This is a genomic window from Streptomyces sp. NBC_00028, from assembly GCF_045041065.1.
Lineage (GTDB): Bacteria > Actinomycetota > Actinomycetes > Streptomycetales > Streptomycetaceae > Streptomyces.
Genome location: NZ_CP108293.1, coordinates 2,510,442 through 2,529,792, shown reverse-complemented (window position 1 = coordinate 2,529,792; position 19,351 = coordinate 2,510,442). Strand labels below are relative to the sequence as shown.

At 71.5% G+C, this 19,351-nt stretch carries 20 protein-coding genes; 5 read left to right on the top strand and 15 right to left on the bottom strand.

Annotation, left to right across the window (positions count from 1 at the left end):
• Positions 1-61: 61 nt before the first annotated feature.
• The 12 genes from OG885_RS11180 to OG885_RS11125 all read right to left on the bottom strand — a co-directional run bounded on the left by OG885_RS11180 (position 62) and on the right by OG885_RS11125 (position 12,778).
• Positions 62-1,396 (bottom strand): sulfate adenylyltransferase subunit 1, encoded by a 1,335-nt coding sequence (locus tag OG885_RS11180; protein WP_399951024.1) that lies wholly within the window; start codon positions 1,394-1,396, stop codon positions 62-64.
• 2 nt (positions 1,397-1,398) lie between these two features.
• Complete coding sequence (gene cysD, locus OG885_RS11175; RefSeq protein WP_405729873.1) at positions 1,399-2,337, bottom strand: sulfate adenylyltransferase subunit CysD; 939 nt, start codon at positions 2,335-2,337, stop codon at positions 1,399-1,401.
• On the bottom strand, positions 2,334-2,870 hold the full coding sequence (cysC, locus tag OG885_RS11170) for an adenylyl-sulfate kinase (protein WP_399951943.1): 537 nt from the start codon (positions 2,868-2,870) through the stop codon (positions 2,334-2,336). Before cysC ends, cysD begins: the two co-directional genes overlap by 4 nt.
• A gap of 26 nt (positions 2,871-2,896) precedes the next feature.
• A complete protein-coding gene (locus OG885_RS11165) occupies positions 2,897-3,613 on the bottom strand; it encodes a phosphoadenylyl-sulfate reductase (RefSeq protein WP_405729870.1) in 717 nt (238 codons plus the stop codon).
• Positions 3,610-3,789 (bottom strand): hypothetical protein, encoded by a 180-nt coding sequence (locus OG885_RS11160; protein WP_314205404.1) that lies wholly within the window; start codon positions 3,787-3,789, stop codon positions 3,610-3,612. Before OG885_RS11160 ends, OG885_RS11165 begins: the two co-directional genes overlap by 4 nt.
• A complete protein-coding gene (locus OG885_RS11155) occupies positions 3,786-5,483 on the bottom strand; it encodes a nitrite/sulfite reductase (protein WP_405729865.1) in 1,698 nt (565 codons plus the stop codon). The genes OG885_RS11160 and OG885_RS11155 overlap by 4 nt, the downstream gene beginning before the upstream one ends.
• Before the next feature lie 127 nt (positions 5,484-5,610).
• A complete protein-coding gene (locus OG885_RS11150) occupies positions 5,611-5,694 on the bottom strand; it encodes a putative leader peptide (protein WP_310591794.1) in 84 nt (27 codons plus the stop codon).
• A 162-nt stretch (positions 5,695-5,856) separates the two neighbouring features.
• On the bottom strand, positions 5,857-6,429 hold the full coding sequence (locus OG885_RS11145) for a GNAT family N-acetyltransferase (RefSeq protein WP_405729862.1): 573 nt from the start codon (positions 6,427-6,429) through the stop codon (positions 5,857-5,859).
• 17 nt (positions 6,430-6,446) lie between these two features.
• The gene (locus OG885_RS11140) at positions 6,447-7,700 is read right to left on the bottom strand and encodes a hypothetical protein (protein ID WP_405729859.1); all 1,254 of its coding nucleotides are present in this window, start codon (positions 7,698-7,700) and stop codon (positions 6,447-6,449) included.
• A 184-nt stretch (positions 7,701-7,884) separates the two neighbouring features.
• Positions 7,885-9,174, bottom strand: a complete 1,290-nt coding sequence (locus OG885_RS11135) for a GAF domain-containing protein (RefSeq protein WP_405729856.1) — start codon at positions 9,172-9,174, stop codon at positions 7,885-7,887.
• 352 nt (positions 9,175-9,526) lie between these two features.
• Positions 9,527-11,167 carry an acyl-CoA dehydrogenase family protein gene (locus OG885_RS11130; protein ID WP_405729853.1) on the bottom strand — a complete coding sequence of 547 codons (1,641 nt, stop codon included), beginning with the start codon at positions 11,165-11,167 and terminating at the stop codon, positions 9,527-9,529.
• Positions 11,168-11,176: 9 nt separating this feature from the next.
• Positions 11,177-12,778 (bottom strand): AMP-binding protein, encoded by a 1,602-nt coding sequence (locus OG885_RS11125; RefSeq protein ID WP_405729850.1) that lies wholly within the window; start codon positions 12,776-12,778, stop codon positions 11,177-11,179.
• Between the two features lie 268 nt (positions 12,779-13,046).
• Between OG885_RS11125 and OG885_RS11120 the strand changes: the two genes are divergently transcribed.
• Positions 13,047-14,198: a YihY/virulence factor BrkB family protein gene (locus OG885_RS11120; RefSeq protein ID WP_405729847.1), complete on the top strand. Its 1,152-nt coding sequence runs from the start codon at positions 13,047-13,049 to the stop codon at positions 14,196-14,198.
• A gap of 3 nt (positions 14,199-14,201) precedes the next feature.
• Here the strand turns inward: OG885_RS11120 and OG885_RS11115 are convergent, their stop codons facing one another.
• Complete coding sequence (locus tag OG885_RS11115; RefSeq protein ID WP_405729844.1) at positions 14,202-15,029, bottom strand: NAD(P)H-binding protein; 828 nt, start codon at positions 15,027-15,029, stop codon at positions 14,202-14,204.
• Between the two features lie 81 nt (positions 15,030-15,110).
• Here OG885_RS11115 and OG885_RS11110 point away from each other — a divergent pair, with 81 nt between their 5' ends.
• Positions 15,111-16,085 carry an AraC family transcriptional regulator gene (locus OG885_RS11110; RefSeq protein WP_405729841.1) on the top strand — a complete coding sequence of 325 codons (975 nt, stop codon included), beginning with the start codon at positions 15,111-15,113 and terminating at the stop codon, positions 16,083-16,085.
• 26 nt (positions 16,086-16,111) lie between these two features.
• Positions 16,112-16,786, top strand: coding sequence for a DUF6597 domain-containing transcriptional factor (locus OG885_RS11105; protein ID WP_405729838.1), 675 nt, complete (start codon positions 16,112-16,114; stop codon positions 16,784-16,786).
• On the opposite strand, the gene OG885_RS11100 is transcribed toward OG885_RS11105, so the two are convergent.
• A complete protein-coding gene (locus tag OG885_RS11100) occupies positions 16,769-17,173 on the bottom strand; it encodes a VOC family protein (protein ID WP_405729835.1) in 405 nt (134 codons plus the stop codon). The genes OG885_RS11105 and OG885_RS11100 overlap by 18 nt on opposite strands.
• Before the next feature lie 113 nt (positions 17,174-17,286).
• On the opposite strand from OG885_RS11100, the gene OG885_RS11095 reads away from it, so the two are divergent.
• Positions 17,287-17,868 carry an O-methyltransferase gene (locus tag OG885_RS11095; protein WP_405729832.1) on the top strand — a complete coding sequence of 194 codons (582 nt, stop codon included), beginning with the start codon at positions 17,287-17,289 and terminating at the stop codon, positions 17,866-17,868.
• Positions 17,869-17,894: 26 nt separating this feature from the next.
• On the opposite strand, the gene OG885_RS11090 is transcribed toward OG885_RS11095, so the two are convergent.
• Positions 17,895-18,527 (bottom strand): VOC family protein, encoded by a 633-nt coding sequence (locus OG885_RS11090; RefSeq protein ID WP_405729829.1) that lies wholly within the window; start codon positions 18,525-18,527, stop codon positions 17,895-17,897.
• 117 nt (positions 18,528-18,644) lie between these two features.
• Here OG885_RS11090 and OG885_RS11085 point away from each other — a divergent pair, with 117 nt between their 5' ends.
• Complete coding sequence (locus OG885_RS11085) at positions 18,645-19,292, top strand: ThuA domain-containing protein (RefSeq protein ID WP_405729826.1); 648 nt, start codon at positions 18,645-18,647, stop codon at positions 19,290-19,292.
• The last annotated feature ends 59 nt before the right edge of the window (positions 19,293-19,351 follow it).

Below are 19,351 nucleotides of genomic sequence, written 5' to 3'. Positions count from 1 at the left end.
GCCGCTGCCTACGCGGCCGCCCTCCTTCGCGAACGTGGAGTAGTAGTCGGTGGAGTTCATGTCAGAAGTCCCACCCGTCGTCCTCGGCCGCGTCCTTGACGGGCTCGGGGGACGCGAAGGACTCGCCGACCATGCCCGCGGTGAGCGTGGTGCCGTCGTTCGGGTCGATCAGGATGAACGAGCCGGTGCGACGGGAGTCGGCGTAGGAGTCCACCGGCAGCGGTTCCGCGGTGCGGATCTTCACGCGGCCGATGTCGTTGGCGACGAGCTGTCCCGGGTGCGGGTGCAGGGACAGGTCGTCGAGCGTGAGACGGGAGGGGATGTCCTTGACGATCGCCTTCACCGTGCGGGTGCCGTGCTTGAGCAGCACCCGGTGGCCGACGGTCAGCGGGGCGTCGGCGACATGGCACACGGTCGCTTCGACGTCCTGCGTGGTCGCCGGGGCGTCCTTGCTGGGCACGAGGAGGTCACCGCGCGAGATGTCGATGTCGTCCTCCAGCAGGATCGTCACCGACTGGGTCGTCCAGGCCACGTCGACCGGCTTGCCCAGCAGGTCGATGCCGGCGATCTTCGACGCGCGGCCCGAGGGCAGGACGGTGACCGGCTCGCCGACGTGGAAGGAACCGGCGGCGATCTGACCGGCGTACCCCCGGTAGTCGGGGTGCTCGGCGGTCTGCGGGCGGATCACGAACTGGACGGGCAGACGCGCGTGGCAGTGGCTCAGGTCGTGGGTGACCGGGACCGTCTCCAGGTGCTCCAGGACGGTCGGGCCGCCGTACCAGTCCATGTTCGCGGACGGCTCCACCACGTTGTCACCGGCGAGCGCCGAGATCGGGATCGCGGTGACCTCGGGGACACCCAGCTCGGTCGCGTACGCCGTGAACTCCTCGGCGATCGCGGCGAAGACGGACTCCTTGTACTCGACGAGGTCCATCTTGTTGACGGCGAGGACCACGTGCGGGACGCGCAGCAGGGCCGCGAGGGCGGCGTGCCGGCGGGTCTGCTCGACGACACCGTTGCGGGCGTCGATGAGGATCACCGTCAGCTCGGCCGTGGAGGCGCCGGTGACCATGTTGCGGGTGTACTGCACGTGCCCCGGCGTGTCGGCGAGGATGAACCGGCGCTTGGCGGTGGCGAAGTAGCGGTAGGCCACGTCGATGGTGATGCCCTGCTCGCGCTCGGCGCGCAGGCCGTCCGTGAGGAGTGCGAGGTCGGGGCCTTCCTGGCCGCGCGAGGCGGACGCGCGCTCCACGGCCTCCAGTTGGTCGGTGAGGACCGACTTGGAGTCGTGCAGCAGCCGTCCGACGAGGGTCGACTTGCCGTCGTCGACGGAGCCGGCGGTCGCGAACCGCAGCAGGGTCGTCTCCGAGAGCGCCTCGGAAGTGGTCGTGCTCATGCTTAGAAGTACCCCTCGCGCTTGCGGTCTTCCATCGCGGCCTCGGACATCTTGTCGTCGGCGCGGGTCGCGCCGCGCTCGGTGAGCCGGGACGCGGCGATCTCCGTGATGACCTGCTCCAGCGTCACGGCGTCGGAGTCGACGGCACCGGTGCAGGACATGTCGCCGACCGTGCGATAGCGCACGAGACGCTTCTCGACGGTCTCGGTCTCCTTGGGGCCACCCCACTCGCCGGCGGTCAGCCACATGCCGGCCCGCTGGAACACCTCACGCTCGTGGGCGAAGTAGATCTCCGGCAGCTCGATGCCCTCGCGGGCGATGTACTGCCACACGTCCAGCTCGGTCCAGTTGCTGAGCGGGAACACGCGGACGTGCTCGCCGGGAGCGTGCCGTCCGTTGTAGAGGTTCCACAGCTCGGGGCGCTGGCGGCGCGGGTCCCACTGCGAGAACTCGTCGCGCAGCGAGAAGACGCGCTCCTTGGCGCGGGCCTTCTCCTCGTCCCGGCGGCCACCGCCGAAGACCGCGTCGAACTTCTCCGCCTGGATCTTCTCGGTCAGCGGCAGCGTCTGGAGCGGGTTACGGGTTCCGTCCGGGCGCTCCTTGAGCACACCCCGGTCGATGTAGTCCTGCACGGAGGCGACATGCAGCCGCAGCCCGTGCTCGGCGACCGTCCGGTCCCGGTACTCGAGGACCTCGGGGAAGTTGTGCCCCGTGTCCACGTGCAGCAGCGAGAAGGGGACCGCCGCCGGGGCGAACGCCTTCAGCGCCAGATGCAGCATGACGATGGAGTCCTTGCCGCCGGAGAAGAGAATCACCGGCCGCTCGAACTCACCCGCCACCTCACGGAAGATGTGCACGGCCTCGGACTCGAGGGAGTCCAGGTGCGAGAGGGCGTACGGAGCGTGCGTGCCCTCCGTCACCGCCGCGACGGTCGTCGTCATGCCAGTCCCCTCTCGGTGAGCAGCGCGTGGACCGCCGCCGCGGACTCCTGGACGGTCTGGTTCTGCGACTCGATGCGCAGATCGGGCGACTCGGGCGCCTCGTACGGGTCGTCGACACCCGTCAGCCCGGTCAGCTCACCCGCGGCCTGCTTGGCGTACAGACCCTTCACATCGCGTACGGAGCACACCTCGACCGGGGTCGCCACATGCACCTCGACATACGCGGCGCCGCTCTCCTGGTGGCGCTTGCGGACCGCCTCACGGCTGTCCGCGTACGGCGCGATCACCGGGACGAGCGCCTTGACGCCGTTGCGGGCGAGCAGTTCGGCGAGGAAGCCGATGCGCTGCACGTTGGTGTGCCGGTCCTCGCGGCTGAAGCCGAGGCCCGCGGAGATGAACTCGCGGATCTCGTCGCCGTCGAGCACCTCGACGAGGTGGCCCTCCTCGCGCAGCCGGCCGGCCAGCTCGTACGCGATGGTGGTCTTGCCGGCACTCGGCAGACCCGTGAGCCAGACGGTGGCTCCGGTCGTCACGTGCAACTCCTTGTCGGTGGTGGTCATCAGTGCAGCCCGCACTCGGTCTTGGCGCGGCCCGCCCAGCGGCCGGCGCGCGCGTCCTCGCCCTCCAGCACCCGGCGGGTGCAGGGGGCGCAGCCGACGGAGGCGTAACCGTCCATCAGCAGCGGGTTGGTGAGAACGCCGTGCTCGGCGACGTACGCGTCGACGTCGTCCTGGCTCCAGCGGGCGATCGGGGAGATCTTGACCTTCTGCCGCTTCTCGTCCCAGCCGACGACCGGGGTGTTCGCCCGGGTCGGGGACTCGTCGCGGCGCAGGCCCGTCGCCCAGGCCAGGTAGTTCGTCAGGCCCTGCTCCAAGGGCTGGACCTTGCGCAGCTTGCAGCACAGGTCCGGGTCGCGGTCGTGCAGCTTGGGGCCGTACTCCGCGTCCTGCTCGGCGACCGTCTGGCGCGGGGTGAGCGTGATGACGTTGACGTCCATCACGGCCTCGACCGCGTCCCGGGTGCCGATGGTCTCCTCGAAGTGGTAGCCGGTGTCGAGGAAGACGACATCTATCGGGGCCTCGCCCTTCCTCGCACGGGACGCGAGATGGGCGACGACCGCGTCCTCCATCGAGGAGGTCACGCAGAAGCGCTTGCCGAAGGTGTCGACCGCCCACTGGAGGATCTCCAGGGCGGAGGCGTCCTCCAGGTCCCGTCCCGCCTGCTCGGCGAGGGCCTTGAGTTCGTCGGTCGTACGTTCTTCCTGGACCGCGGTCATATCTCTTCTCCCCCTGCGTCGTTGTGCTGAAGGCCCCGGGCGAGCAGCCCGAGGAACTTCAACTGGAATGCGCGGTTGCAGGCCGCGCATTCCCAGGCGCCGTGACCCTGCTCGGACGGGCGCAGGTCCTCGTCGCCGCAGTAGGGGCAGTAGAAGGGGGCGGCTCGCTCGCTCACGACAGTGCCTCCTCCGAGGCGCGCGTGGCCCAGGCGGCGAAGCGCTCGCCCTCCTCACGCTCGGCCTGGAACCGCTTCAGGACCCGCTCGACGTAGTCGGGCAGCTCCTCGGAGGTGACCTTCAGGCCACGGACCTTGCGGCCGAAACCGGCCTCCAGGCCCAGCGCGCCGCCGAGGTGCACCTGGTAGCCCTCGACCTGCTCGCCCTGGTCGTTGAGGACCAGCTGGCCCTTGAGACCGATGTCCGCCACCTGGATACGGGCGCAGGCGTTGGGGCAGCCGTTGAGGTTGATGGTGAGCGGCTCGTCGAAGTCGGGGATACGGCGCTCCAGCTCGTCGATCAGCTGGGAGCCGCGCGCCTTGGTCTCGACGATGGCGAGCTTGCAGTACTCGATGCCGGTGCAGGCCATGGTGCCGCGCCGGAACGGGGAGGGCTTGGCCGTCAGGTCCAGCGCACCCAGCGCCTCGACCAGCGGCTCGACCTGCGCCTCCTCGACATCGAGGATGATCATCTTCTGCTCGACGGTGGTCCGCACCCGGCCCGAGCCATGTGCCTCGGCGACCTCGGCGATCTTGGTGAGGGTGGCGCCGTCGACCCGGCCGACGCGCGGCGCGAAGCCGACGTAGTAGCGGCCGTCCTGCTGCCTGTGCACACCGACGTGGTCACGCCAGCGGCCCGAGGGCTCGGCGGGCGCGGGGCCGTCGATCATCTTGCGCTGGAGGTAGTCGTCCTCCAGGACCTGGCGGAACTTCTCCGGGCCCCAGTCGGCGACGAGGAACTTCAGACGGGCGCGGGTGCGCAGCCGGCGGTAGCCCCAGTCGCGGAAGATGCCGACCACACCGGCCCACACCTCCGGGACCTCCTCCAGCGGCACCCAGGCGCCGAGCCGGACGCCGAGCTTGGGGTTGGTGGAGAGGCCGCCACCGACCCAGAGGTCGAAGCCGGGGCCGTGCTCGGGGTGCTCGACACCGACGAAGGCGATGTCGTTGATCTCGTGGACCACGTCGAGCAGCGGGGAGCCGGAGATCGCCGTCTTGAACTTGCGCGGCAGGTTGGAGAACTCGTGGCTGCCGATGTAGCGCTCGTGGATCTCGTCGATCGCCCAGGTGCCGTCGATGATCTCGTCCTCGGCGATACCGGCGACCGGCGAACCGATGACCACACGCGGGCAGTCGCCGCAGGCCTCGGTCGTGGACAGACCGACCGCCTCAAGGCGGTTCCAGATCTCCGGGACGTCCTCGATACGGATCCAGTGCAGCTGGATGTTCTGCCGGTCGGTGATGTCCGCGCTGCCGCGCGCGAACTCCTCGGAGATCTCGCCGATGACGCGCAGCTGCTGGGTGGTGAGGCGTCCGCCGTCGATCCGCACCCGCAGCATGAAGTACTTGTCGTCCAGCTCCTCGGGCTCCAGGATCGCGGTCTTGCCGCCGTCGATCCCGGGCTTGCGCTGGGTGTAGAGCCCCCACCAGCGCATGCGTCCACGCAGGTCGTTGGGGTCGATCGAGTCGAATCCGCGCTTGGAGTAGATCGTCTCAATGCGTGTCCGCACATTGAGACCGTCGTCGTCCTTCTTGAACTGCTCGTTGCCGTTCAGCGGGGTGTGGTGCCCCGCGGCCCACTGACCCTCACCGCGGTGACGGCTCACCTTGCGGCGGGGAGTCGTGGCAGCAGGGTTCTGCGGGGTGGCGGCCATGGTTATTCGTCCTTCGGGACAGGCGGGAAAGCGGCTCTGACCTGCGCGTACGGGCGCATGGAAATAAGTGCGCCTCATTGCGCGGGGGAAACAGAGAGTTCAGGAGATGTCGGCGGGCTGCGGCTCGTCAGCGCGCCGGACAGATGGCGCTGGACATGCGGCCGAGGTCGACGTGCCGCCGACTCACCAAGGCAATTCCAGTTCCAGACATGACGGAAGCGTGTCACGGCGATCTGGACACAGTCCAGCTTCGTCCATCATGCGGACACCCTTGTCTCGAAGGTCGAGACAAGGGTGGCGTCGATCACATGCGCTGCGGGAGGTCTTGTCGGCGCGGGTCGGCCGCGCTATGCCGGATGCCGGAAACCCGAGGTCAGGCGGGGTGCGCACCCGGCCAGGGGCCGGTCGCGGCCACCTCCTGCTGCTCCTCGACCTTGGTGTCGAACAGGGTGAAGCCCCGGCGCTGGTAGTTCGTCATCGCGTGCTCGCCGTCCAGGCTGCACGTGTGCAGCCACACCCGCTTGGTGTCGGTCAGCCCCGGCCAGCGGTCCGCGAGGTCCCAGGCGCGCGCGGCACCGTACGACAGCAGATGGCCGCCGATCCGCCGCCCGCGGAAGCCCGGGATCAGCCCGAAGTAGACGATCTCCACGACCCCGTCGTCCTGCGGCTCCAGCTCCACGTACCCCGCGGGGGTGCCCCGGTCGTACGCCACCCAGGTCTCCACGCCCGGCCGGTTCAGGTGCTCCTCCCACTGGGCGTACGACCAGCCGAGCCGGTCGATCCAGCGGATGTCGCCGCCGACGGAGGCGTACAGGAAACGGCTGAACTCGGGGGAGGGGACCTCGGAGCGGACGATCCGCACATCGCCCTCCGGCGCGGCGGCCGGAAGGAGGTCGGTCGGGGCGGTCTGCTCGAGGGACCAGGTGGTCACGGGGATGTTGGACATGCCCCCCAGGCAACCATCTAGGTCAGGGATCTGTCGATCGTGCTCAGTGGCAGCGCGAACAGCGCCTGTCCCGACTGGGACCAGACCTCGCCGGTCGCTTCCCAGTACGACAGGGACTCCGCCGCCCCGCTCCAGCAGCGGGTGGACTCGTCGGTGCCGCAGTGGGTGGCCCGGGCGCCGGTCGCGTCCTGCCGCCACAGCGTCCCGCGGCCGTCCTCGTCCGTCGCGGTGCGGCCCAGATACCACTCGGAGCGGTACGACAGCACGGCCCCGACGCCGGGTGCCTTCGTCTCGTACGCCTCGTCGACGGGGGTGAACCCGGCCGCGTCGGTGGTGAGCAGTCCGGCGCGGTCGGAGGACGCGCTGAGGTCGTAGCGCCACAGCCGTACGTTCCGGTCGCTGTCCTTGGACACCCAGTCGCTCGCGACCAGGCTGTCGGGGGAGGTGCTGCGGTCGAGGGAGAGATAGTCGGGGTGCGTGGTGCCGGCGCGGTAGACGCCGACCGCGGGCAGCACCCAGCGGTTGCCGTGCGCCGCCCAGCCGCCGTTCACCCGGCCGACCGCGGGCGCGTCCGTGGTGGCGCGCTGGACGCGGTTCATGTCGTACACGTACAACCCGTCGGCGGAGGTGACCAGCAGTTTGTCCTGGTACCAGACCATGCCGGAGACCTGGGAGTCGAGCGCGCGGTAGTCGCGGCCCCCGTCGACCGGGACGGCGAGCAGCACCCAGGAGTAGGTGAGGCGGTCGAGGTCGTTGGCGTCGATGAACGCGACCCGGGCCAGGTCGTGCGCCCCCTGGTTCCAGGCGGAGAGGATCACCCGGTTCTGTCCCCACAGGCCGTCGTCGTCGGCGTCGCCCGAGGTGGTGACCGCGCCCGGGCGCCAGGAGCGGGTGTCGGCAGCGTCCCAGCAGTACGCGCGGGTGGCCGTCGGCTCGACGGGCAGCGCCCTGCGCTCGGTCGCCGTGCAGTCGGCCGAGTCGCGCAGGGAATGGTCGGCGTCGGCGAGGACGGCGCTCACGCCCTCCGGCCTGCCCATCTCGGTGGCCAGCGTGTCGAGGGTGGACCGCGGTTCCAGCTGCTCGTGCAGCCGCAGCGTGTCGGTCTCGGCGGCGGTGGCCAGCGGTTTCAGGGCCCCGGGATCCGCGGCGACGGTGGCCTGTGAGGCGCTGATCATGGTGGCCGCGGCGGTGAGCGCGAGGGCGGTTCCGGCCAGGAACGCGCGCAGCGCTTTGCCCCGCTTCCGCCTGCGGTGTCTGCCGCGATGCATCATCTCGTACCTCCCGAGGCGGGCCAACTGCGCCTGGTGATCCGTGCGTTGACCAAGGAGCAGGTGGGGTGGCCCGTAGAGGGATGCTACGGCAGTCCGGGCGTGCCGGGGACGAAGACCCTGCAAATATGCGGAAGATGCCGCTTCTTGGGTGTTCCGGCGGGCGATTTCGTGGACTCGGGTGGCCTCAAGGTGCCTGGCGGGACAGCCGTTTCCCGGCCACCGCCGGGGCCGTGGAGTGCGGCAGCAGGTCGCGCGGGTCGTCGGGGAGCAGCACCTCGACCTCCGCGTCCTCGCAGAAACGATACGGCCGATGCTCCAGAAACCCCCCGAGATAGCGCCGTACCCGTGACATCTCCGCCCGCACCGTCACCGTACGGGCCGGGTCGCCGAACAGGTCGTCGGCCAGCTCCGCCGCGCTGCGCCCGCTGCGGCGCAGGGCCAGCAGGTACAGCAACTCGGCATGGCGGGGGCTCAGTTCGTGACTCCAGGTGCCGGCACCCCCGGACACCGTCATCGACCAGCGGCGCGGCTGCGACAGATCCAGCACGATCCGCGTCGTGCCCGGCGGCCCCGGCTCGTCCGCCGCCCGGATCAACCAGCCCCCCGCCAGCGGCTCCACCGTGCACAGCCCCAGCGTCGGCAGCCACCGCTGCCCCGGCGACAGCGACTTGGGCAGCCCGACCCGGCTCTGGTACGGCATCCCGGTCACCGCCGCCGTCCAGCCGTCCCGGTCCACGGCCACGGCCCGCCCGCCGAGCCGCGCCAGCACCGGCGCCGCCGTCGCGCGCAGCTGCTCCAGGGTGGACTGGTGCAGTTCGCGCAGCCGGGCCTCGGCGAGTTTGGCCACCGAGTCGACCCAGGCGAGCGTCGCCGGATGCATCGTCTCCAGCGGACCGCTCACGTCCACCACGCCGATCAGCCGGCTGTCCCGCGGGTCGATGATCGGCGCCCCGGTACAGGTCCAGGAGGTCTGCGAGCGGACGAAGTGCTCCGAGGCGAAGACCTGCACCGGCCGGCGCGCCACCACGGGGGTGCCGATGCCGTTCGTGCCGATCACACCCTCCCGCCAGTCCGCCCCGAGCTCGAACCCGGTCCCGTCGGCCTTGCGCAGCACCGGCGAGCTGCCCTCCCGCCACAGCACCCGGCCCTCCTCGTCGGCGACCACCATGATGTGGTGCGCGACGTCCGCGACCGAAAGCAGTCCCTCGCGCAGCACCGGCAGGACATGCCTCAGCTCCGAGGACTCCCGGCGCCGCTGCACCTCCTCCCGGGGCAGCAGCCCGGTACGGAAGTCGTGGTCGGGATCGACGCCGCCGCGCAGCATCCGGTCCCACGACTGCTCGATCACCGGCCGCGGGGCGACGGGCACCCGCTGCCCGGAGAGCGTGGCGGAGCGGACGTCGCTCAGCACCCGCGCCGCGCGCGCCGCGTCCACGGCGGCTAGCTGGGCGACGTCCGTCGGCGACAGCGCCACTGGTCCTCCCGGAGGGGCCGCGGACAACCGGTTTCCCGTCGGCTTTCGGCCAACGGGCGGTGTCCGTCCTGACTGTTCGTCTCATGGTGCCGTTCGTCCCTCGCGGAGGGACACAGTCCGGCCACAGACAGCAGCAAGTTGCAACCCCTTGCAACCCTGGTGGACCCGGGCGTGGCTGGTTGAAACTTGAGCGACGCCGTCCCGAGCGGCGTTCGCGGCCTCGAACGGGCCAAGGCGGGGGTGGTGCCGTGTCGGCGCAGCACCACCCCCGCCGCCGCGGTTCGGGGTGCCTGGTTGAGGTGCGTTGGCGTCTGCGGGTCCGTTGTGGCTGGGCGCGCAGTTCCCCGCGCCCCTAGGGTCGGACCAGTGGACGTGCCCGATTCACCACTGACGTCAGGTCCAGCGTTGACGGCAGGGTTCCGAAGGTTGCGCCCGCGTCTCCGCCCAGCCTTGAGGCGCAGAACGCGTCCGCCACTTCCGGTGGCGCGAATCGGACGAGCAGCGAGCCCTGTAGGACCAGGGCCAGCCGCTCTGTCAGGCGCCTCGCCCTCGCCTCGATGCCGTCCAGGTCCGCCAGGTCCGTCAGCAAGTCCTTGATCGCCGCGTCGAGGCGGTGGTCGGCGCCTCGGGACCTGCCCACCTCCTGGAGGTAGGCGTTGAAGGCCAGCGGCTCGCGTTGCAGGGCGCGCAGGACGTCCAGGGCCTGGACGTTGCCCGCGCCCTCCCAGATGGAGTTCAGCGGGGACTCGCGGATCAGACGGGGGAGGCCGGAGTCCTCCACGTAGCCGTTGCCGCCCAGGCACTCCGCGGCCTCCACGACCAGCGGGGCGCAGCGTTTGGTCACCCAGTACTTGGCGGCCGGGACCGCGATCCGCAGGAACGCCCGCTCCTGTTCACCGCCGTCGTCGTACGCGGCGGCCAGCCGGAGCGCGAGCGTGGTCGCCGCCTCCGACTCCACCGCGAGGTCGGCCAGCACCGCCCGCATCAGCGGCTTGTCGACCAGCTTCGCGCCGAACGCCTCCCGGTGTGTGCAGTGGTGGATCGCCTGGGCCACCGCCTGCCGCATCAGGCCGGCCGAACCGAGGACGCAGTCGAGGCGGGTCGCCGTCACCATCTCGATGATGGTCCGCACCCCGCGCCCCTCCTCACCGACCCGGCGCGCCCACGTCCCGTCGAACTCCACCTCCGCCGAGGCGTTGGAGCGGTTGCCCAGCTTGTCCTTGAGCCGCTGGATGCGGAACGTGTTGCGACTGCCGTCCTCCAGGACGCGGGGGAGGAGGAAGCAGGTGAGGCCTTCCGGGGCCTGGGCCAGGACGAGGAAGCCGTCGGACATGGGCGCCGAGCAGAACCACTTGTGCCCGGTCAGCGCGTAGGTCGCTTCCTCCGCGAGCGGCGTCGCCGTCGTCGTGTTCGCCCGTACGTCGCTGCCGCCCTGCTTCTCCGTCATGGCCATCCCGAACAGGACGCCGGCCTTCCGGTGCGCGGGGCGCGGTTCACGCTCGTAGATCATCGATGTGAGCCGGGGTTCCCACTCCCGCGCCAGCTCGGGCTCCGTACGCAGGGCGGGTACGGCCGCGTGGGTCATCGACAGCGGGCACAGATTGCCAGCGTCGACCTGCGTCCACACCAGGAACGCGGCCGCGCGCCGCACATGGCCCGCCGGACGGTTCCAGGCGGCGGTCAGGCCGGCGGAGACGCCCTTGCCGAGGAGGCGGTGCCAGGCGGGGTGGAACTCGACCTCGTCGACGCGGTGGCCGTAGCGGTCATGGGTCCTGAGGCGGGGCGGGTTCTCGTTCGCCTGCGCGCCCCATTCCTGGACCTGGGCGGCGCCGGAGGCGCGCCCGAGGGCCGCGAGTTCGCCCACGACCTCGTCGAGGCAATCCGGTGTCACATGCCGTTCGACCGCCGCGACCAGGGCTCTGTCCGTGGTGAAGACGTCGTGGCCGGTCAAGGGCGGGGGCTGGTTGGTCACCTTGTGCGTGCTGCCTGCCATGCTGCGAACCTAGTACAGCCCAAGGCGCGTGGAGAGCGATGCCAGGGCGGTTCCTCTCGGACCGTGCGGTCGGCCGGGATCCCGGCTAGCCGGCTCATCGCGTCGCCCGAGGAGTTCCAGCTTCCCGTCGGGCAGCCGGCGTCCCCGGTCGCCGCCGCGGTACAGCCGCTCGCCCGGCCGGTACGGGTCCTCGGTGAACGCCGCTCGCGTCCCCTCGGGGTCGTTGACATATCCGCGGCCCACGCAGACGCCCGAGAACACGATCTCGCCGGGAGCGCCCAGCGGCACGGGCACCAGCCGCTCGTCGACGACGTACACCCGTACGTTGGCGATCGGCCGTCCGAGCGGCACCCAGTGGCCGGCCGGCACGTCGTGCAGGATCTCGTGATGGGTGTCACCGGAAGTCTCGGGCAGCCCATAGGAGTTGACCAGCGGGACGGACGGCAGGGCCGTGAACCAGCGCCGTACCAGGTCCGTCCGCAGGGGCTCACCTGTCGCCACCACCCGGCGCAGCCGCGGGAGTTCGCGAGGGCGCCGCTCCAACTCGGCGAGCATCGACTCCAGATACGAGGGACGCGTCTGCACCACGGAGACCCCGCCGCACTCGATCGTGTCCAGGAACCGCGGCACGTCCCGGACCGTCTCCGGCTCGACCAGCAGCGTCCGCCCGCCCGCCAGGAGGGGGGACAGCAGCTGCCACAGGGAGCCGGCGCGGTACGGAGGCGCGGTCTGCGCGACCACGTCGCCGGCGCCGAGGCCCAGGTCGTCGATCTTGGCGAGGACGTGGTTGGCGAATCCGGCGTGCTCGCCCGTCGCGCCCTTGGGCTCACCGGCGGACCCGGACGTGAAGTGAAGGGTGGCCGGCCCGTCGGCGGCCACCGGGACGCCCAGGTCGGTGTCCGCGTGGTCCTCGGCGTAGGCGGCCGCCACGGAGTCCGGACCGAGGAGCAGGCTGTAGTCCGCGCGGTCGAGCATCGTCCGCACCTGCCCCACGGGGAGACGTGACCCGATCGGCAGACACGCCCCGCCCGCCTTGAGGATGCCCAGGACCGCGGCCGGCCAGTCGAGGTTCTCCAGGAGCACGGCGACGACGCCTTCGGGTCGCAGCCCGTGGGCGAGCAGCGCCCGCCCGATGCGGTTGGCCCGGGAGTTGAGTTCGCCGTACGTCCGCTGCCCGGCCGACGAGACGACGGCCACCGCGTCCGGGTGCCGGGCCGCCCGCTCCTCGAACAGTTCGTGCACGCGCCGGTCGGGCAGCTCCCGGGGCGGGCCGGCCAACTCCTCCAGTTGGTGACGGAGTTCGGTCTCGGACAGCAGACTGTGCCGGACCGGGGCGGCCAGCGCGGCGAGGTGGTAGCCGGCGATCCGGGCGGCGGCCTCGCGGTCGAGGACGTCGGTGCGGTAGCGCAGTCGCAGGACGCGGTCGCGGCCGCGGTCCGTGACGTCGACGCGGAGGGCCGGGTCGCCGGGGGCCGCGGACAGGGCGGCCAGCACCTTGGCGTGCGCCGCCCGGACGGCGGCGGGGCCCGCCGGCAGGCCCTCGGGCAGCGGCGCCGTGTACTCCGCGGTGCCGGGCCTGGGGTCGCGGGTCCACCGCGGGATCGTGCTCATGGCCTCACCTCTCCACTTCGGGTGGGCAGGGGGGAGGCTGACCCAGGCAACGTATGCGATACGGAACGATTCCGGAGATTCATGACCCATTCAAGGCAATCTCGGGCATTGGCGATTTCCGGGCTCCGTCGAATTCCCCAGCAGGGTGTTCATATGTGTGACCGAATCATTCGGCCATCGCGGGCATGACAGGAAAATGGACCGAATCGCCTCGGTCGCGGCCCCGTGGGGGATGAGTGCAGCCTCGTACGGCGGATACCTTTAGGTCGTGCAGCCAGCAAGTGAATCCCCCCAGCGGCCCCCCTCCGGCCGTCTCCACCGGGCGCGTGCCCTCTACCGAGACGTCTCCAAGCGCAGGACCGCCTGGCTGCTGCTCAAGGACACCGTCAACTCCTGCATGGAGTACCGCATCCTCGGCCTCGCCGCCGAGGCCGCCTTCTTCACCCTGCTGTCCGTGCCGCCGCTGCTGCTCAGCATGATCGGCCTGCTCGGCTACGTCGACGACTGGACCGGCACCGACTCCATCAGCAGCCTGGAGGCCAACCTCCTGGAGGCCTCCCGCACCGTCCTGTCCGACAAGGGCGTCCGGCAGATCGCCCAGCCGATCCTCGACGACGTCATGAAGGGCGGCCGCCCCGACGTCATCTCCATCGGCTTCCTCTTCGCCCTGTGGTCGGGCTCCCGCGCGGTGAACGTCTTCATCGACACCATCACCGTCATGTACGGCCTCGACGGCGTCCGCGGCATCGTCAAGACCCGCGTGGTGGCGTTCCTGCTCTTCCTCGCGGCCCTGGTCATCGGCTCGATCGCACTGCCCCTCATGGTCGCGGGCCCCGACGCCGTCGTCCGGATCGTGCCGTGGTCGGCGACGGTCGTCCAGATCCTGTACTGGCCCGTGGTGATCGTGCTGTCCATCGCCTTCCTGACCACGCTCTACCACGTCTCCGTCCCCGTCCGGTCCCCCTGGATCGAGGACGTCCCCGGCTCCCTCGTCGCCCTCGCCATGTGGGTGCTGGGCAGCTTCCTGCTGCGCATCTACCTCACCAACACCATCGAGGGCGCCTCGATCTACGGCTCGCTCGCCGCTGCCGTCGCCGTCATGCTCTGGATCGGCGTCTCCGCCTTCGCCGTCCTCGTCGGCGCCGCCGTCAACGCCGCCATCGACCGCGTCTGGCCGGCCGCCGCCACGGCTGCGGCCCGCGCCGCCAACGAACGCGTCCGGGAGGCGCAGGTCGCCGAGTACGTCGCCCGCGCCACCGCCCACCGGGAGACCGACCCGGACGACCCCGACGACCCGGACATGCCGTCCGAGTTCCCGGAGCGCTGGTCGCGCTTCCTCCCGCCGGAGGACGTGACGTCGAGGCTGCGCACCCATGTGAAGAGCACGCATCCCCCGCACAAGTCTCCCGACGGCTCGTAACCCCTAACTCCAGGCCGCCGCGGACTCCCGTACGAACTCCGCGAAGTCCCGGGGCTCCCGGCCCAGCACCTGACGCACCCCGTCCGTCACCCGGGCGTTCCGCCCGTCGAGCAGCCCCTCGAACACCTCCACCAGGAACTCCGCCTCCTCGACGGGCACCCCGAACCCGGCGAGCGCCTCCCCGTAGGCGCGCGCGGGCACCGGCGTGTACGTCAGCTTCCTCCCGGTCGCCTCGGAGATCTCCGCGACCGCCTCCCGGAACGACAACAACCGCGGCCCCGTCACCTCCACCGACCGCCCCACATACCGCTCCCCGGACGACAGCACCGCCGCCACCACGTCCGCGATGTCCCGCACGTCGATGAACGGCTCTCGCACCTCACCCGCCGGGAACGTCAGCCCGCCGTGCCGCACCTCCTCCACCAGCGGACCCTCGCTGAAGTTCTGCGAGAACCACGACGCCTGTACGACGGTCCAGTCCGCCCCCGACGCCTTGAGCGCCTCCTCGGTCGCCCCCGCCTGCTCCTCACCCCGCGCGGACAGCAGCACCAGCCGCCGCACGCCGAGCCCCACGGCCTCCCGGGCGAACGCCCCGACCCCCTCGGTCGCCGCCGGGGCACCCACGTCGGAGGGGTACACCAGGTACGCGGCGTCCGCGTCCCGCAGGGTGTCCGCCCAGGTCGTCGGGTCCTCCCAGTCGAACCCCCGCGCCCGGGACGCGGCCCGCACCTCGAACCCGGCCGCCCGCACCGACTCCGCCACCCGGCTGCCCGTACGACCGGAGGCGCCGGTCACCACCACTGTCATGTCCCGCTGCGTGTTCTCCGTCATGCCCCCGAGTCAACGCCCACGCGCCCCAAGACCCCATCGCTGAACGGCTCATTCCCATGCGCGGGCGTCTACGCTGACGCCATGGACGCTCTCGCAGGTCTTCTCGAAGGGCCCCGCGCTCGGGGCGCTTTCATGATCCGGGCGTGCTTCGAACCGCCCTGGAGCGTGCGCGTCGAGGACCGCGCCCCGCTCACCGTCATGGTCATGGTCCGCGGCGAGGCATGGATCATGCCGGACGCGGGCGAGCGAAGCGAGATGGGGGTCCCCCTTTCCGAAGGCCGGGGGAGCGTACGACTGCGCGCCGGTGACCTCGCCATCGCCCGCGGCCCCGACCCCTACACCTGCGCCGACGACCCCGGTACGGAGCCGCAGGCGCTGATCCTGCCGGGCGGGGAGTGCCGCTACCCCGACGGGCGCTCCCTCAACGGCGTCATGGACCTCGGCGTACGCACCTGGGGCGACCGGCTCGACGGGTCGGCCGTGATGCTGATCGGCACGTATCTGTGGCAGGGCGAGGTCAGCGGGCGCCTGCTGGACGCGCTGCCGCCGCTGCTGACACTGACCCCCGAGGTGTGGGACTGCCCGCTCACGCCCCTGCTCATGGAGGAGATCGTCCGCGACGAACCCGGCCAGGAAGTGGTCCTCGACCGCCTCCTCGACCTGCTCGTCATCGCCGCGCTGCGCGCCTGGTTCGCCCGCCCCGAGGGGGCGGCCCCCGCGTGGTACCGGGCGCTGGCCGACCCGGTGGTGGGCCGGGCGCTGCGGCTCGTCCAGGACGATCCGGCGCATCCGTGGACGGTGGCGTCGCTCGCGGCGAAGGCGGGGGTCTCGCGGGCGGCGCTGGGACGACGGTTCACGGAGCTGGTGGGGGAGCCACCGATGACGTATCTGACGGGGTGGCGGCTGGCGTTGGCGGCGGACCGGCTGCGGGAGGGGGACGCGACGTTGGAGGCGATCGCTCGGCAGGTGGGGTACGGGAGTGCGTTCGCTCTGTCCAGTGCGTTCAAGAGGGTGTACGGGGTGAGTCCTCAGGAGCATTGGGGGAGGGGGGCGTAGGCGCGTCGGCGAGTACCTTGGTTTTCATGTACTCGGAGTGGAGCTCCAGGCTTCCCGGTGCCGTCGTCTGGGCCAGTACCCCTTCCGATACCGGGTCCGGACGTGTTCTGCCCGATGGGTGCATGGATCTGCTCTGGCACGACGGCCGGCTGCTCGTCGCCGGGCCCGATACCCGCGCCTACGTCACCGGGGGCGAGCGGAGTGGCTGGGCCGGAGTTCGGTTCTTTCCCGGGACCGCGCCCACGTTTCTCGATGTCCCCGCCCGTGAAGTGCTCAACCGGCGGGTCGAGCTCGCCGACCTGTGGCCTGCGGCGCGCGTACGGCAGCTCACCTCGCGCGTGAACGCCGCCGCCGATCCCGCGAGCGGGCTCGAAGAGGTGGCCCTCGGTCTCGCGGCCGATGCCGGTGCCCCTGATCCGTTGCTCGGCGAGGTCGTCAGCGCCCTCGCCGCCGGGCGGACCGTCGCCGCCACCGCCGATCATCTGGAGCTCGGCGCACGCCGGTGTCTCGGCGCGTTCGGGTACGGGCCGAAGACGCTGGGCCGGGTGCTACGGCTTCAGCGGGCGCTGCGGCTGGCCCGGCGCGGGGTGCCGTACGCCGAGACGGCAGCCTGCGCCGGGTACGCCGACCAGGCCCATCTCGCCCGGGACGTAAGGGATTTGACGGGACTGTCGCTCGGAGAGCTACTCGGCGGCCGGTAGCGGGGCGAACAGGTCGACGCCGTTGCCGTCCGGGTCGTGCAGGGTCGCGTACCGCTGGCCCCAGAAGGCGTCCCAGGGCTTGAGCTCGCCGTGGTGACCGGCGTCGACCATCTCCGCGTACACCGAGTCCACCTCGGCGGGGCTGTCGCAGCGCAGGGCCAGGCCGCTGCGGCTGCCGCCCCCGGTCGGTGGCCGCCAGTCCGCGTGGAAGGAGCGGATGGTCGCCTCGGTGTCCAGCAACAGGCGCACGCTGCCCGGGAGTTGGGCCTCGACGTGCGGCTCGTCCGCCGCGCCCGCGGGGAAGGCGATACCGAGCCTGCGGTAGAAGGCGACCGAGGCGGCCATGTCGGAGACGACCAGGCCGATGGCGTCGAATCGTGGAGTCATACGGCCACCGCAGGCAGGGCCCACGGCCGTGGTCTTGAAGGAATCGGACACCGCGCCCGGGTGCCGGGAAATCGTCCTTGCCCGGGCCGCCGCGCCCCTCCCATCATGGGCCGATGGACGACACTCCTCGCCGCCTGCCCGCCGCCCTCACCGCCCTGCGCGCCCGCGCCCGTGACGCGGGCTTCACCATGTCCTGCGAGGAGCGCACGGGGAGCCTCCTCGCCGTGCTCGCGGCGAGCCGCCCCGGGGGCCGCATCCTCGAACTCGGCACCGGGGTGGGGGAGGGGACGGCCTGGCTGCTCAGCGGGATGGGCCCGGCCGCCCGGCTGGTCAGTGTCGAACTCGACGCCGGGTACCAGGCCGTCGCCCAGGCCGAGTTGGGGGCCGACCCGCGGGTCACCTTCGTCGTCGGCGACGGCGGCACGTGGCTGGAGGACTACGACGGAGAGCCCTTCGACCTCGTCTTCGCGGACACCTGGCCGGGCAAGTTCACCCACCTGGACCGGGCTCTGGAACTCGTCGCCCCCGGCGGGACCTATCTGGTCGACGACCTCACCCCGCAGCCCGGCTGGCCCGAGGACCACGAGGCGTCCGTCGTAAGGCTGTTGGCCGACCTGGAGGCGCGCGAGGACGTCCGTACCGTGCGGCTGGACTGGGCGAGCGGGCTGTTGATGGCGGTGCGCGCGGGCGGGTGAGGTTGACGCCCTCCGCTCCCACCCCGTCAGCCGAAGGTGACCTGGCCCTGTGGGGTGTCCACCGTGAAGCTGAGCCCCACCGGGCCTTCGGTGACCGGGAGTTCGGTGTCGAGGGCCGCGAGCAGACGGCGGATCTCGCCGGGGTCGGGAGCCGTCGCCGAGAGCGCGAGCAGGGGAGTGCTGGGCAGGCCGGAGGCGGACGGGTGGCGTGCGGTGCCCCAGTCGATGAGGAACGGCACCAGTCCGGAGGGGTGTTGGGTGTCGCCGTCCGTCAGCCGCCACTCCAGCAGCGTCCCGTCGGGGGTGCGGCGGCTCATGGGATGGATGTCGCCGGGGTCGTAGCCCCGGGTCCGGGCGGTCGCCACCGCCGCGTCCAGGTCGGGCGGGCTGATCGCCCAGGTCACCGTGCGCGGCACGCTCAGCGCGTCCACGCTGAAGGGGCGCGGGCCCTCGGGCGCCGGCTGCTCGGGGTCGGGGCCGATGATCTCCAGATAGGCCGAACCGCCGAGCGCCACCAGGAAGTTGCGGGTACCGAGCTCGACATGCACCCCGCCGGGCGCCGGAGCCACCCCGGTGCGCCGAGTGAAGTCGGCGACCGTCGCCAGGAGATCGGGGGTCGCCAGAACCAGGTGGTCCAGTCGTGCGGGAATCGTGTTCATCCCCGCCGAGGCTACGCAACGCCGCACGAGCAGGGGAACACCTGTGCGGTCACCCCGAAAATTTCGCATCCCCTGACGACCTGGGACCCCGCCCCGCCCTCGCTTAGGCTCGACCACATGGCTCCCCGGCTCCTCCTGTACACCCGCACCACCGACTACCGGCACGACTCCATCCCGGCCGGCATCGCCGCCCTACGCACCCTCGGCGACTTCGCGGTGGACGCGACCGAGGACCCCGCCGCCCTTGAGGCACCCCTGGACGGGTACGCCGCCGTCGTCTTCCTCTCCACGAGCGGCGAGGTCCTCACCGACCCCGGCCGCGCGCGCCTCGCCGCCTACCTGGAGTCGGGCGGCGGCTTCGTCGGCATCCACGCGGCGGCCTGCACCGAGTACGACTGGCCCTACTACGGCGAGATGCTGGGGACCTGGTTCGACCGCCACCCCGCCCACCAGCCCGGCAAGGCGCTGATCGAGGACCGTACCCACCCCGCCACCCGGCATCTGCCCCCCGTCTGGGAGTTCACCGACGAGTGGTACGACTTCCGCACCAACCCGCGTGAAACGGTACGGGTGTTGGCGTCCGCCGACGAGTCCTCCTACGACGGCGGCGGCATGGGCCCGGACCACCCCCTCGTGTGGTGCCGCGAACAGGGCGCGGGCCGCGTCTTCTACACGGCCCTCGGCCACGCCCCCGAGGCTTACGAGGACCCGGACTTCCGCGCCCATCTGCTGGGCGGCATCAGTTGGGCGGCAAGGCTCGACTAGGGTCTGTCCGGGCGATCACGCGTCCCATCGTCGCGCGGCGCCCAGGCCGTTCGGGGACG

Coding starts and splice junctions, on each gene's coding strand:
- OG885_RS11180 (WP_399951024.1), bottom strand. CDS start 1,396: ATGAGCACGACCACTTCCGAGGCGCTCTCGGAGACGACCCTGCTGCGG.
- cysD (WP_405729873.1), bottom strand. CDS start 2,337: ATGACGACGACCGTCGCGGCGGTGACGGAGGGCACGCACGCTCCGTAC.
- OG885_RS11165 (WP_405729870.1), bottom strand. CDS start 3,613: ATGACCGCGGTCCAGGAAGAACGTACGACCGACGAACTCAAGGCCCTC.
- OG885_RS11155 (WP_405729865.1), bottom strand. CDS start 5,483: ATGGCCGCCACCCCGCAGAACCCTGCTGCCACGACTCCCCGCCGCAAG.
- OG885_RS11150 (WP_310591794.1), bottom strand. CDS start 5,694: ATGTCTGGAACTGGAATTGCCTTGGTGAGTCGGCGGCACGTCGACCTC.
- OG885_RS11145 (WP_405729862.1), bottom strand. CDS start 6,429: ATGTCCAACATCCCCGTGACCACCTGGTCCCTCGAGCAGACCGCCCCG.
- OG885_RS11140 (WP_405729859.1), bottom strand. CDS start 7,700: ATGATGCATCGCGGCAGACACCGCAGGCGGAAGCGGGGCAAAGCGCTG.
- OG885_RS11130 (WP_405729853.1), bottom strand. CDS start 11,167: ATGGCAGGCAGCACGCACAAGGTGACCAACCAGCCCCCGCCCTTGACC.
- OG885_RS11125 (WP_405729850.1), bottom strand. CDS start 12,778: ATGAGCACGATCCCGCGGTGGACCCGCGACCCCAGGCCCGGCACCGCG.
- OG885_RS11115 (WP_405729844.1), bottom strand. CDS start 15,029: ATGACGGAGAACACGCAGCGGGACATGACAGTGGTGGTGACCGGCGCC.
- OG885_RS11110 (WP_405729841.1), top strand. CDS start 15,111: ATGGACGCTCTCGCAGGTCTTCTCGAAGGGCCCCGCGCTCGGGGCGCT.
- OG885_RS11105 (WP_405729838.1), top strand. CDS start 16,112: ATGTACTCGGAGTGGAGCTCCAGGCTTCCCGGTGCCGTCGTCTGGGCC.
- OG885_RS11100 (WP_405729835.1), bottom strand. CDS start 17,173: ATGACTCCACGATTCGACGCCATCGGCCTGGTCGTCTCCGACATGGCC.
- OG885_RS11095 (WP_405729832.1), top strand. CDS start 17,287: ATGGACGACACTCCTCGCCGCCTGCCCGCCGCCCTCACCGCCCTGCGC.
- OG885_RS11090 (WP_405729829.1), bottom strand. CDS start 18,527: ATGAACACGATTCCCGCACGACTGGACCACCTGGTTCTGGCGACCCCC.
- OG885_RS11085 (WP_405729826.1), top strand. CDS start 18,645: ATGGCTCCCCGGCTCCTCCTGTACACCCGCACCACCGACTACCGGCAC.